Origin of the sequence: Streptomyces sp. 3MP-14, assembly GCF_006334905.2 — a bacterium.
Lineage (GTDB): Bacteria > Actinomycetota > Actinomycetes > Streptomycetales > Streptomycetaceae > Streptomyces > Streptomyces triticirhizae.
Genome location: NZ_VDLZ02000002.1, coordinates 445,421 through 457,489, shown reverse-complemented (window position 1 = coordinate 457,489; position 12,069 = coordinate 445,421). Strand labels below are relative to the sequence as shown.

Here is a 12,069-nt window from a genome sequence, read left to right as displayed (position 1 = left end):
CCCCCGCCGCGGTCCCCCCCTCGTTCCGCCCGGGCGCCCCTCCCCCACGATCATGGCCGGCGGCCCGGCACGGTGCGACCTGTTGTGGCCTGGCCCGAACAACGACATCCGGGACATGCTCTCCTCCATGCCCCTGCGTATCCACCTCACCGCCGAGGACGTCGCCCGCACCCGCCTGGCCCAGGAGCCGCGCGCCATGCTGGAGTTGGACCTCGCCCTGCGACTGCTCCAGGAGCCGAGCCAGCCGACCCGGTTCGGGGCCTGGCGCGGGAGGTCGCTGCGGCGCCTGGCGCCGGGGGCGCGGCGGCTGTTCGACCTGGTGCCGCCGACGGGCTGGTCGGTGGGCTTCCTCGACCGGGCGATGGCCGACTCCGTCGAGGAGGCGGCCGAGGCGATCCGCGCCACGCCGGCCTCCCGGGTCAGGGCGGACATGCGGCGGTGGGCGGAGCGGCGCGGCCGGCCGGTGCCCGGCTGGACGCGGGCGCTCGGCAACGACCGGGAGTTGCTGCGGGAGCTGGCCGACGCCGTGACCCATGTCCATCGGGAGGCCGTCGCGCCCTGCCGGGACCGGATCACCGCGCTCGCCCGTGCGGACCGGACGCTGCGCGAGCGGCAGGCGGCGGAGGGCGGGACACACGCGCTGCTCTCCGCGCTCAACCCGCGCCGCATCCGGTGGCGGCCGCCCGTTCTGGAGCTGACGATGGCCTCGGGGACGGACGGCGACGTCCATCTGGAGGGCGAGGGGCTGCTGTTGGTGCCCTCGGTCTTCGGGGCGGTCCATCCGCTGGTGGACGCGACGGCGCGGCCGCAGCCGTATCTGACCTACCCCGTCGGCTCGCCCGACTCCGAGCCCCTGCTGCCCGCCGTGGCCACCGCGCGGGCCCTGGCGACCGTGCCGGACTCGCTGGCGGCGCTGCTGGGGCACACCCGCGCCATGGTGCTGTGGACCATCGCCGAGCACCCCGGCTGCACCACCACCGAACTCGCCCGGCGCACCGGGATCTCGCCGGCCAGCGCGAGCCAGCACGCGACGGTGCTGCGCACGGCCGGCCTCACCCACACCGCGCGCCACCGCAACACGGCCCTGCACACGGCGACCCCGCTGGGCCTGGGCGTCCTCAACGGCGGGGGCTGACGCGGCGCCGGCGCGCGCGGCGCGGGCGTTCCGCGCGGAGACTCGTCGGCGCGGGCGTTCGGCGCGGAGACTCGTCGGCGCGGGCGTTCGGCGCGAAGACTCGTCGGCGGGGAATCTCGTTGGCGCGGGGTTGGCGCGCGGGTCAAGGATGGGGCGCATGGCACACCTTCACGACATCGTCTTCGACGCGGCGCGCCCCTCCGCCGTGGCCAGGTTCTGGGCCCGGGCGCTGGAGGGCTACGCGGTGGCCCCCTATGACGAGGCGGAGCTGGAACGGCTGCGGTCGGAGGGCATCGACGACCCGGAGGACGACCCGACCGTGCTGGTGGAGCGGGTGGGCGGCGGCGGGCCGCGCCTGTGGTTCCAGCTGGTGCCGGAGGCGAAGGCCGGCAAGAACCGCGTCCATCTGGACCTGAAGGCGGCCGAACCGGCCGTCGAGACCGAGCGGTTGGTCGAGCTGGGCGCCCGGGTGGTGGCCCGCCACGAGGAGCACCTGGTGCTGGCCGACCCGGAGGGCAACGAGTTCTGCCTCTTCCCCGACGCCTCCCCCGACGCCGCCTGACCACGACGTTCGGACAACGACCTGCGACGGCACCGGGCCCGACGCCCCCGGGTACGGGGACGGCGGGCCCGGCGGTCGGTCCGGTCCGGGGTCAGCCCCGGACGCCCAGCAGGTGGTCCATGGCCAGCTGGTCGAGCGCCTCGAAGGCCATGCCGCGCGCGGCGGCGGCCTCGGGGTCGAACTCCTCGAACGCCGACCGGTCGGCCAGCAGTTCCTCGAAGCCCTCGCCCTCGTTGAGGGTGGGCCGGGCCAGCTCGTCGAGGCGGGCGGCGCGCAGCGCCTCCTGGACGGCCGGGTCGGCGCGGAAGGCCGCCGCCCGCTCCTTCAGGATCAGGTAGTTGCGCATACAGCCGGCGGCCGAGGCCCACACGCCGTCGAAGTCCTCGGTGCGCGGCGGCTTGAAGTCGAAGTGCCTCGGGCCCTCGTAGCCGGCGGTCTCCAGGAGGTCGACCAGCCAGAAGGCGGAGCGCAGGTCGCCGGCGCCGAAGCGCAGGTCCTGGTCGTACTTGATGCCGGTCTGGCCGTTGAGGTCGATGTGGAACAGCTTGCCCGACCAGAGCGCCTGGGCGATGCCGTGCGGGAAGTTGAGGCCCGCCATCTGCTCGTGGCCCACCTCGGGGTTGACGCCGAACAGCTCGGGCCGCTCCAGCCGGTCGATGAAGGCCAGCGCGTGGCCGACGGTCGGCAGCAGGATGTCGCCGCGCGGCTCGTTGGGCTTGGGCTCGATGGCGAACCGCAGGTCGTAGCCCTTGCTGACCACATAGTCGGCCAGCAGGTCGAAGCCCTCCTTGAAGCGGTCGAGGGCGGCCCGCACGTCCTTGGCGCCGCCGCTCTCGGCGCCCTCCCGGCCGCCCCAGGCGACGAAGGTCTTCGCGCCCAGCTCGGCCGCGAGGTCGATGTTGCGCAGCACCTTGCGGAGGGCGTAGCGGCGCACGTCGCGGTCGTTGGCGGTGAAGCCGCCGTCCTTGAAGACGGGATGGGTGAACAGGTTGGTGGTGACCATGGGCACCACCAGCCCCGTGGCGTCCAGGGCCTGCCGGAAGCGCTTGATCACGCCGTCGCGCTCGGTGGCCGAGGCGCCGAACGGGACGAGGTCGTCGTCGTGGAAGGTGACGCCCCAGGCGCCCAGCTCGGCGAGGCGGTTGACGGACTCGACCGGGTCCAGCTCGGGCCGGGTGGCCTCGCCGAACGGGTCGCGGCCCTGCCAGCCCACGGTCCACAGACCGAAGCTGAACTTGTCCTCGGGGGTGGGCTGGTACTTCTCAGCTGACATGGCGGCTCCTCGGCTCCCCAGCTATTTCGTCATGGCCGTTAACAAATTAGTATGCGGGGACCCGCCTTAGGAACCCCCTTCGGCTCAGAGAGGACCGCGCTCATGACCGCAGCAGAAGGCCCCCTGGTGGTCGGTGTGGACAGCTCGACCCAGTCCACCAAGGTGCTGGTGGTGGATGCCGCCACCGGCGCGGTGGTGGCCAGGGGCCAGGCGCCGCACCAGGTGACCGCCGAGCACGACAGCGATCCCGAGGTGTGGTGGGAGGCGCTGACCTCGGCGCTGGCGCAGTGCGGCGAGCCGGCGAAGCGGGCCGGCGCGGTCGCGGTCGCCGGCCAGCAGCACGGGCTGGTGACCCTGGACGCCGAAGGCCGCCCGGTGCGCAACGCGCTGCTGTGGAACGACACCCGCTCCGCGCCCCAACGCGACCGGCTGCTGGCCGAGTTGGGCGGGCCGGAGGCATGGGCGGAGCGGGTCGGCAGCGTGCCGGCCGCCTCGTTCACGGTGACCAAGTGGTCCTGGCTGGCCGAGCACGAGCCGGCCGCCGCCGCCGCGACCCGGGCGGTGCGGCTGCCGCACGACTACCTCACGGGGCGGCTCGCCGGGGCGCCGGTTTCGGCCGGCACCACCGACCGGGGCGACGCCTCGGGCAGCGGCTGGTGGTCGACGGCGACCGGCGCCTACGACGAGGAGATCCTGGCCCATGTGGGCCTGGACCCGGCGCTGCTGCCCCGGGTCGTTCCGCCGGGCGAGGCGGCCGGCACGGTCGCCGAGGGCCTGCCGCTGCCGGCCGGCATCCCGGTGGCCGCCGGCACCGGCGACAACATGGCCGGTGCCCTCGGCCTGGGCCTGGCGCCCGGCAGCCCGGTGCTCAGCCTGGGCACCTCGGGCACGGTCTACGCGGTCTCCGAGCGCCGCCCGGCCGACCCGACCGGCACGGTCGCCGGCTTCGCGGACGCCGGCTCGGCGTTCCTGCCGCTGGCCTGCACCCTCAACTGCACGCTGGCCGTCGACCGGTTCGCCGCCCTGCTGGGCCGGGACCGGGAGGCGGTGGAGGCGGGCGGCTCGGCCGTGGTGCTGCCGTTCCTGGACGGCGAACGCACCCCCGACCTGCCCTACGCCTCGGGCCTGGTGCACGGGCTGCGACACGACACCACCGCCGGGCAGCTGTTGCAGGCGGCCTACGACGGCGCGGTCTTCGCGCTGCTCAAGGCGCTCGACCTGGTGCTCGACGAGGGCGCCGACCCGAACGAGCCGATCCTCCTGATCGGCGGCGGCGCGCGGGGCACGGCCTGGCGGGAGACGGTGCGCCGGCTCTCGGGCCGGCCGGTGCGGGTGCCGGTGGCCGAGGAGCTGGTGGCGCTCGGCGCGGCGGCACAGGCCGCCGGGCTGCTGCTTGGGCGGGACGCGGCCGCCGTGGCCCGGGGCTGGGACACCGCGCGGGGGCCGGCGCTGCCGGCGGTGGAACGGGACGAGGCCGCGCTGGAACGGCTGGGGACGACGCTGGCGGACGCGGACGCGCTGCTGCGGCGGGCCTGAGGAAGTCGGCCAACGACCCTTGAGAGAACGGACGTTCAGGTGGCCCAGCCCGCGACGACCACGCCGCAGTCGGCGATGCGGCAGCACAACCTCTCGCGGGTCCTCCACACGCTGGCCGCCGAGGGGCCGCTCTCCCGCGCCACGGTGGCCGCGCGGATCGGGCTGACCAGGGCGGCGGTCTCCACCCTGGTGGACGAGCTGCTGCGCGGCGAGCTGCTGGTGGAGGAGGGCCCCGGGCGGTCGGGCGCGGTGGGCCGGCCTGGCAGCCAGCTGCGGCTGACCGACCGGGGGCCGTGCGGCTTCGGCGCGGAGATCGGCGTGGACCATCTCGCGGTGTGCGCGGCCGACCTGCGGGGCGAGATCCGGGTGCGGGTGGAGAAGGAGTTCCGCGCCCAACACCGCGAACCGGCCGAGGTGCTCGCCGAGGTGCGGGCCCTGGCGAGTCGGGCCAGGGCCCAGGCCGCCCGGGTCGGGCTGCGGCCGGCCGGGCTCGCGGTCGCCGTGCCGGGGCTGGTGCTGCGGGAGAGCGCCACGGTGCTGCGGGCGCCCAACCTGGGCTGGCGCGATGTCGAGTTGGCCGGGCTGCTGCCCGACGACCTCGGCGAGGTCACCGTGCACAACGAGGCCAGCCTGGGCGGGCTGGCCGAGCTGTGGTCGCGCACCGAGCCGGCGGCCGACAGCTTCGTCTATGTCTCGGCCCAGATCGGCATCGGCGCCTCGGTGGTGGTCGACGGCCAACTCCTGGGCGGGGCCCACGGGTTCGGCGGCGAGTTGGGGCACGTTCCGGTGCGTCCCGAGGGGCCCGTCTGCGGCTGCGGGGGCCGGGGCTGCCTGGAGACCTACGCCGGCGAGGAGGCGGTGCTGCGCGCCGCCGGGATCGAGCCGGGGCCCGGCGTTCGGCTGGGCGCGCTGACCGCGCGCTGCGAGGCGGGCGAGGCGGGCGCGCTGCGCGCGGTGCGGCGGGCCGGCACGGCGCTGGGCATCGCGCTGTCCGGCGCGGTCAACCTGCTGGACCCGCGTCAGGTGGTGATCGGCGGCTCGCTGACCCGGCTGACGCCGTGGCTGCTGCCGCCGCTGCGGCGGGAGTTGGGGCGGCGGACGGCGGTGGCCGCGGGCGGCCGCGAGACGCCGCTGCCGGTGACGGCCTCGCCGCTGGGCCCCGACGGCCCGCTGCGCGGCGCGGCCGGCCTGGCCGTCCGCACCGCCCTCGACGACCCGGCCCGCCTCCTGGCGTGACGGGGGCCGGCGGGCCGGGCGCCCCGGCCCGGGGGCCGGGAGCGGGCGGGTGCCTCACCGGACAACTCCCGTTATCCGTACGGGAGATCGGCCGTCCCCCCGCAGGGGTTGATCGGTTCACCGGATAAGGCGAAAAGCCGGCGCATCCGCCCCGCGTGGGGCGTGGGGGGCGGAGGATCGCCCCCGTGACGACTGGGCAGCGAACGTGGTGGAGCACCCTCGGCGCTGCCGGCGCCGGCCTGGCGCTGGCGGCCGCGCTCGGCGGCGGGCCGGCGGCGGCGCACGGCCGACCCGCCGACTCCTGCGCCATCGCGGGCGAGCCCGTCTTCTGGGACTGCTCGACCCCGACGCCGGAGCCCACGCCGACGCCCCCCGACGAGCCGGCGCCGGAGCCGACGGAGTCGCCCCGGCCGGCGCCCACCGAGGAGCCACGGGCACCCGAGCGCTCCGCCGCGCCGGCGCCGATGCCGCCGGCCGTCGCGGAGCCGACGCCCGGCCCCGCACCGCCCGAGGACTCCCCGCCGCCCGACCCGGCGCCGCCGGCCGACGCCGAGCCGCCCGAGCAGCCGCCCCCGTCCCCCGTTCCGCCCGCCGTCTGGCCGCCGCCGGCCGTGCCCCGCGCCGCCGCCGACCCCGAACCCGCCGCGCGGGAGGGGTCGTTGGTGAGCCGGATGGTGCTGGTCGTCACGCCGGCCGTGCTGGCCGCCGCCGTGCTGCGCCCCCGTTCCCGTGCCCGTTCCGGCGCGGCCTAGCCCGTCCCAGGAGACCGATCGATGTCCGAATGGCTGGTTCTCACCTTCGCCGTCCTCGCCACCTGCTCGGTGGTGCTGCTGGTCGCCGTGGTGCGGCAACGGCGTCAGGGCGAGGAGGACGACCCGACCGAGACGCCCGATGTCATCGAGTACATGACGATGATGATCGGCGTGGTCTACGCGATCGTGCTGGGCCTGGCCATCGCCGGGGTCTGGGAGGAGCGTTCGGCGGCCGACGAGTGGGTGCGGCAGGAGGCCCAGGCGCTGCACGAGATGGACCAGCGGGCGGCGGTGTTCGCGCCCGAGCGGGCGGCCGAGATCCGTTCGTCCGTGGAGTCCTATGTCGCGCGGGTCGTGGGCCCGGAGTGGGACCACATGCTGGAGTCGGGCGAACTGACCGACGAGGGCGAGGAGTCGCTGACCGAGCTGCGGGCCACCATCGCCGACCGCGAGCCGACGACGGTCGCCGAGATCACCGCCTACCAGGCGCTGTTGGACGAGGCGGCGGCCGTGGACGAGGCGCGGGCCGGGCGCGGCCAGAGCGCGGAGTCGACGATGCCGGCGGTGGTGTGGTTCGGGCTGCTGGCGGGCGGGGCGGTGACGGTGGGCATGGTGTTCACGCTCCAGATCCAGCGCTCGGGGCGGGAGTTGCTGCTCGCCGGCCTGTTCAGCGCGTTGATCACCTTTCTGCTCTTCCTCATCTGGTACTTCGACGCGCCCTACGCCCGGGCCCTCGGCGACTCGACCGAGGCGTTCCAGAACTTCTTCCCCGGGGTGGCCGGCGGGGACTGAACCGGCGAAGACCGGGCCGGCGCGGACCGAGCCGACGGAGACCGAGCCGCGCGCGCTCGGCCGGCCCCGCCCGGGGTCGGCCGAGCCTTTAGCATGAGCGGATGAGTTCCCTGTTCCCGGCCTTGGACAACGCGCCAGCCAAGCCCGCGCTGCACTTCGGTGACCAGATACTCGACTACCCGACGCTGCGTTCGGTGGCCCTCACGCTCGCCGGGGCGCTGCGTGACCAGACCCGGGTCGCGGTGTGGGCGACCCCGACGCCGGGCACCGCCGTCGCGGTGGTCGCCGCGCTGCTGGCCGGCGTGCCGGTGGTGCCGCTGAACCCGAAGAGCGGGGCGCGCGAGCTGGCCCATGTGGTGGGCGACAGCGAGCCCTCGCTGCTGCTGACCCCGCCCGGCGTCGCCGAACTGCCGCCGGCGCTGGCCGGGTTGCCGGTCCTGGAGGTGGCCGTCGACGTGGCGGCCGACGCGGCCGAGCCCGAAGGGCCGGCGGCTGTCGACCCCGAGCTGCCGGCGTTGGTCGTCTACACCTCGGGCACCACGGGGCCGCCCAAGGGCGCGTTGCTCTCCCGCCGGGCGGTGGCCGCCACGCTGGACGCGCTGGCCGACGCCTGGGGATGGACCGAGCGGGACGTGGTGGTGCACGGCCTGCCGCTGTTCCATGTGCACGGCCTGGTGCTGGGCGTGCTGGGCCCGTTGCGGCGCGGTGGCACGGTGCGGCACCTGGGCCGCTTCTCGCCGGACGGGGTGCGCCGGGCGCTGACCTCGGGCGGCACGGTGCTGTTCGGGGTGCCAACGATGTACCACCGGCTGGCCGAAACCGTCGAAGAGGACCGGGCGTTGGCGGACGCGCTGGCCGGGGCCCGGCTGCTGGTCTCGGGTTCCGCGCCGCTGCCGCTGCCCGACCACGAGCGGCTGTGGCAGGCCACCGGGCGCCGGGTGGTGGAGCGCTACGGGATGACGGAGACGCTGATGAACACCAGCGTCCGCGCCGACGGGCCGCCCGCCACCGGAACGGTGGGCATGGCGCTGCCGGGTGTGGAGGTGCGGCTGGTGGACGACGCGGGGCGCCCGCTGGACGTCGGGGACGGCGAGACGGTGGGCGAGATCCAGGTGCGCGGGCCGAACCTGTTCAGCGGCTATCTCAACCGCCCGGAGGCGACGGCCGAGGCGTTCGACGCGGAGGGCTGGTTCCGCACCGGCGACATGGCCACCCGGGACTCGACGGGCGGCTACCGGATCGTGGGGCGGCGCTCGACCGACCTGATCAAGAGCGGCGGCTACAAGATCGGCGCCGGCGAGATCGAGAACGTGCTGCTGGCCCACCCGGGCGTGGCCGAGGCGGCGGTGACGGCCGCGCCCGACCCGGACCTGGGGGAACGGGTGGTGGCCTGGGTGGTGCCGAGGGACCCGGCGGCGCCGCCGACGCTGGAGGAGCTGAGCGACCATGTGGTCGGGCAGCTGGCCGCGCACAAGCGGCCCCGCGAGGTGCGGTTCCTGGCCGCGCTGCCCCGCAACGACCTGGGCAAGGTGCTGAAGCGGGAGCTGGTGTGAGTCAACCGGCCCGCCCCGCCCGGGAGTTGTTGGACGCGGTGGCGCCGGGGTCGAGGCCGCTGCCGGTCGGGTTCGAGGCGGGGCCCGCCGGCGGGCCGCTGGGCTGGCCGGGCTATGACGCCGGCCTGGCGCGGGCCGCCGCGCGCTCGGGCGAGGCGGAGGCGGTGGTGGCCAGGGTGGGTCGGGTCGGGGAGTGCGAGGCGGTGTTGCTGGCCTTCGAGTTCGGCTTCCTCGGCGGCTCGATCGGCCGGGCCGCCGGGGCGCGGATCGGCGCGGCCCTGCGCACCGCGCGCGACCTGCGGCTACCGGTGGTCTCGCTGCTGGCCTCCGGCGGCACCCGGGTGCAGGAGGGGATGCACGCACTGACCCAACTCCAGGCGATCGCACGGGAGATGGTCCGGCTGCGGGCGGCCGGGCTGCCGCAGCTGGCGGTGTTGGCCGGTCCGGTGACGGGGGGCAGCTGGGCGACGCTGGGCGCGGGCGCCGATGTGCGGCTGGCGCTGCCCGGGGTGCAGGTCGGCTTCTCCGGCGCCCGGGTGCGGCCGGAGGGCGCGGACCCGGCGGCCTACACCGCCGAGGCGCAGGCCGCCGCCGGGCAGGTGGACGCGCTGGTGGCGTGGGAGGAGCTGCCGGGCGCGGTGGCAGGCTGGCTGGCGCTGCTGACCCGCCCGGCCCGGGGCCCGGTGCCTCCTCCCTCGGTGCCGGGCGGCGGCGCGCCGCCGGCGACCGGCTGGGAGGCGGTGGAACGGGCCAGGTCGGCCGGCCGGCCGCGCGCGCGGGCCCATCTGGCCGCCGCCTTCGGCCGGTTGGCGCCGCTGGCCTGCCCCGACCCGGGGCTGCTGGTCGGGCTGGGCGAGGCGGGCGGGCGTTCGGCGGGCTATGTGGCACAGTTGGGGACGCGCACCACGCCGGCCGGGTTCCGGTCCGCGACCCGGCTGATCCGGCTCGCGGACCGGCTGTCGATCCCGGTGCTCACCCTGGTGGACACCCCGGGCGCGGCCAACGACGCACGGGCCGAGCGGGAGGGGGTGGGCGCGGCCGTCGCGGAGACGATCACGGCGCTGGCGGCGGCGCGCGTCCCGGTGACCACCCTGGTGGTGGGCGAGGGTGGCTCGGGCGGCGCGGTGGCGTTGACCGCGCCGGGCCGGATCTGGGTGACGCCGGGGAGCTACTACTCGGTGCTGGCCCCGGAGCCAGCCGCCGCCGTGCTGAAGCGGGACGTGTCCGATCCCTCGGCGGTGGCCGAGGTCGCCGAACGGCTGCGGCTGCGGCCCCAGGACCTGGTGGCGATGGGGCTGGCCCGGGGCATCGTCGGCTGACCCGACGCCCCCCGGTGCGGTGTTCGCTAACGGAACGCCTCGACGGTGCGGCGGGCCCAGTCGGCGAAGGAGCGGGGCGCCCGGCCGGTGACCCGTTCGATGTCCGGGCTGAGCCGCAGCTCGGTGGCGTTGGGCTCGCCGAGCACGTCCAGCGTGGTCTCGACGACGGGCTCGGGCATGAACGCCGTCATCCGGGCGTGCGCCTCGGCCCGGGTCAGCTCGACGAACCGCACCGGCTCGCCGAGGGCGGCGCCGATCGCCTCGGCCTGCTGCCGAGGCGTGACGGCGGCCGGTCCGTTCAACTCGTAGACGGCGCCCGCGTGTTCGTCCTTGCGCAGGGCCACGGCCGCGACGGCCGCGATGTCGCCCGGGTCGACCACCGGGATGCCGACGTCGCCGAAGGGCGCCGCGACGGTCCGCTCGGCGCGCACCGAGCCGGCCCAGGCGAGGGCGTTTGAGGCGAAGCCGCCCGGCCGCAGGATCGTCCACGCCAGGCCCGAGGCGCGCACCGCCTCCTCGACGGCCCGCAGCACGCTGCCGTGCGAGACCGAGTCCGGCCGGCTGACCACGCCCTGCGAGGACAGCAGCACCACCCGCCGCACCCCGGCGTCCCTGGCCACGCCCAGCAGGGCGCGCGGGTCCAGCCCGTGGCCGCCGGCGCCGCCGTCGTGCAGGAGGAGGGCCTCGGCGCCGTCGAGGGCGGGCCGCAGGGTCTCGGGCCGCGCCAGGTCGGCCGGCGTATGACCGACCCCGTCCGGCAGGTCCACCGGGGCCCTGTCCCGCGAGACGGCCGTCACCCGCTCCCCCACCTCGGCGAGGGCCCGCACCAGCGGCCGTCCGACGTTCCCGGTCGCTCCGGTCACCACGATCATTCTGAACTCCCTTGTCAGCCGCTCTCTGTTGCGACGACCGGGACGTTAACAGGCTCGATATAGTAGGTACCCAGGAGAAAGTGACTACCCCGGAGGGATGTGACGCATGACGACCGAGGCGGGCCGTTGGACCCCCGAAGCCATGGCCGGCGCGGCCGACCCGGAGGCGGCCTGCCCCATCGCCCCCGTCGTGGACATCGTGTTCAGCCGGTGGACCACGCCGATCCTCTGGTCACTGCACGCGTTCGGCCGGCAGCGGTTCGTCGAGTTGGAGCGGCGGATCGGGGGCATCACGCCGAAGGTGCTCACCCAGCGCCTGCGCCAGCTGGAGCGCGACGGGCTGGTGGTCCGCACCTACCATCCGGAGGTGCCGCCACGCGTCGAGTACGAGATCAGCGAACTCGGACTCAGCCTCGCGCCGCTCTTCGCGCATCTCGCGGAGTGGGCGGGCAGCCACCTCGACCGGGTCGAGGCGGCCAGGGCCCGGTACGACGAGGCGGGCTCGCCGCGCGCCTGACGACGACCGGTCGCGGGCCCGTTCAACGGGTGGCGGGCGGGGTCAGGCCCGGGTCGTGGGGTCGGTCCCGCCGGGGCGCCGGGCCGTTCGCGGGTGAGGGTCAAGGCGCTGGCGCGGTCGGGGAGTTGGCCGACGACGATCGCGGCCAGGGCAAGGGCGAAGCCCAGCCGTCGCACCGGCCCCAGGGTCTCACCGAGCAGGGCGGCGCCGAGCAGCGCGGCGACCAGCGGCGAGAGCAGGCCGATGTTGAGCACGCCGAGCACGGTGGCCCTCCCCCACCAGACGCCGCGCGGCAGCGCCCGGCCGACGGCCACGGCAACCAGCCCGGCGGGCAGGGCGCGGCAGGGCGGCGAAGAACGGGTGCCCGGGCGGGAGGAGTTCGGTGGTGACCACACAGGTGGTGCCCCACACGGCGGGGGCGAGCGCCGTCAGGGCGGTGCGCCCGAGCACGCCCGACGCGGGGTCGCCGTCTCGCTCCGGGCTGAGCGGAGGTGTCATGGCGGCAGTCTCGGCCCGCGACGA

General features: G+C 76.3%; 11 protein-coding genes and 1 pseudogene. 9 read left to right on the top strand and 3 right to left on the bottom strand.

What is annotated here, in order from left to right:
- Positions 1 to 127: 127 nt before the first annotated feature.
- Positions 128 to 1,135: an ArsR/SmtB family transcription factor gene (locus FH609_RS04460; RefSeq protein ID WP_139670613.1), complete on the top strand. Its 1,008-nt coding sequence runs from the start codon at positions 128 to 130 to the stop codon at positions 1,133 to 1,135.
- 157 nt (positions 1,136 to 1,292) lie between these two features.
- A complete protein-coding gene (locus FH609_RS04455; protein WP_139670611.1) occupies positions 1,293 to 1,697 on the top strand; it encodes a VOC family protein in 405 nt (134 codons plus the stop codon).
- A gap of 91 nt (positions 1,698 to 1,788) precedes the next feature.
- Here FH609_RS04455 and xylA read toward each other — a convergent pair whose 3' ends face one another.
- Entirely contained in the window at positions 1,789 to 2,970 is a 1,182-nt protein-coding gene (xylA, locus tag FH609_RS04450; protein ID WP_139670609.1) for a xylose isomerase, read from the bottom strand.
- A gap of 102 nt (positions 2,971 to 3,072) precedes the next feature.
- On the opposite strand from xylA, the gene xylB reads away from it, so the two are divergent.
- The 6 genes from xylB (at position 3,073) to FH609_RS04420 (ending at position 10,158) form a co-directional block, all read left to right on the top strand.
- Positions 3,073 to 4,506, top strand: coding sequence for a xylulokinase (xylB, locus tag FH609_RS04445; RefSeq protein WP_139670607.1), 1,434 nt, complete (start codon positions 3,073 to 3,075; stop codon positions 4,504 to 4,506).
- A 75-nt stretch (positions 4,507 to 4,581) separates the two neighbouring features.
- Entirely contained in the window at positions 4,582 to 5,742 is a 1,161-nt protein-coding gene (locus FH609_RS04440; protein ID WP_139670752.1) for an ROK family transcriptional regulator, read from the top strand.
- A 185-nt stretch (positions 5,743 to 5,927) separates the two neighbouring features.
- Entirely contained in the window at positions 5,928 to 6,494 is a 567-nt protein-coding gene (locus FH609_RS30830) for a hypothetical protein (protein WP_193318001.1), read from the top strand.
- Between the two features lie 21 nt (positions 6,495 to 6,515).
- On the top strand, positions 6,516 to 7,286 hold the full coding sequence (locus FH609_RS04430) for a DUF4239 domain-containing protein (RefSeq protein ID WP_139670604.1): 771 nt from the start codon (positions 6,516 to 6,518) through the stop codon (positions 7,284 to 7,286).
- Between the two features lie 101 nt (positions 7,287 to 7,387).
- Entirely contained in the window at positions 7,388 to 8,839 is a 1,452-nt protein-coding gene (locus FH609_RS04425) for an acyl-CoA synthetase (protein WP_139670602.1), read from the top strand.
- Entirely contained in the window at positions 8,836 to 10,158 is a 1,323-nt protein-coding gene (locus tag FH609_RS04420; RefSeq protein ID WP_405379059.1) for a carboxyl transferase domain-containing protein, read from the top strand. Before FH609_RS04425 ends, FH609_RS04420 begins: the two co-directional genes overlap by 4 nt.
- A 26-nt stretch (positions 10,159 to 10,184) precedes the next feature.
- Here FH609_RS04420 and FH609_RS04415 read toward each other — a convergent pair whose 3' ends face one another.
- On the bottom strand, positions 10,185 to 11,030 hold the full coding sequence (locus FH609_RS04415; protein ID WP_139670600.1) for an NAD(P)H-binding protein: 846 nt from the start codon (positions 11,028 to 11,030) through the stop codon (positions 10,185 to 10,187).
- 106 nt (positions 11,031 to 11,136) lie between these two features.
- Here FH609_RS04415 and FH609_RS04410 point away from each other — a divergent pair, with 106 nt between their 5' ends.
- Positions 11,137 to 11,547 (top strand): winged helix-turn-helix transcriptional regulator, encoded by a 411-nt coding sequence (locus tag FH609_RS04410; protein ID WP_405379056.1) that lies wholly within the window; start codon positions 11,137 to 11,139, stop codon positions 11,545 to 11,547.
- Between the two features lie 224 nt (positions 11,548 to 11,771).
- On the opposite strand, the pseudogene FH609_RS31440 reads toward FH609_RS04410, so the two are convergent.
- A pseudogene (locus tag FH609_RS31440) lies at positions 11,772 to 12,045 on the bottom strand (EamA family transporter); the annotation flags it as partial.
- Positions 12,046 to 12,069 lie beyond the last annotated feature (24 nt).

Bases quoted from the DNA above. Each gene is read 5' to 3' on its own strand.
- FH609_RS04460 (WP_139670613.1), top strand. From the start codon at position 128: ATGCCCCTGCGTATCCACCTCACCGCCGAGGACGTCGCCCGCACCCGC.
- FH609_RS04455 (WP_139670611.1), top strand. From the start codon at position 1,293: ATGGCACACCTTCACGACATCGTCTTCGACGCGGCGCGCCCCTCCGCC.
- xylA (WP_139670609.1), bottom strand. From the start codon at position 2,970: ATGTCAGCTGAGAAGTACCAGCCCACCCCCGAGGACAAGTTCAGCTTC.
- xylB (WP_139670607.1), top strand. From the start codon at position 3,073: ATGACCGCAGCAGAAGGCCCCCTGGTGGTCGGTGTGGACAGCTCGACC.
- FH609_RS04440 (WP_139670752.1), top strand. From the start codon at position 4,582: ATGCGGCAGCACAACCTCTCGCGGGTCCTCCACACGCTGGCCGCCGAG.
- FH609_RS04430 (WP_139670604.1), top strand. From the start codon at position 6,516: ATGTCCGAATGGCTGGTTCTCACCTTCGCCGTCCTCGCCACCTGCTCG.
- FH609_RS04425 (WP_139670602.1), top strand. From the start codon at position 7,388: ATGAGTTCCCTGTTCCCGGCCTTGGACAACGCGCCAGCCAAGCCCGCG.
- FH609_RS04415 (WP_139670600.1), bottom strand. From the start codon at position 11,030: ATGATCGTGGTGACCGGAGCGACCGGGAACGTCGGACGGCCGCTGGTG.
- FH609_RS04410 (WP_405379056.1), top strand. From the start codon at position 11,137: ATGACGACCGAGGCGGGCCGTTGGACCCCCGAAGCCATGGCCGGCGCG.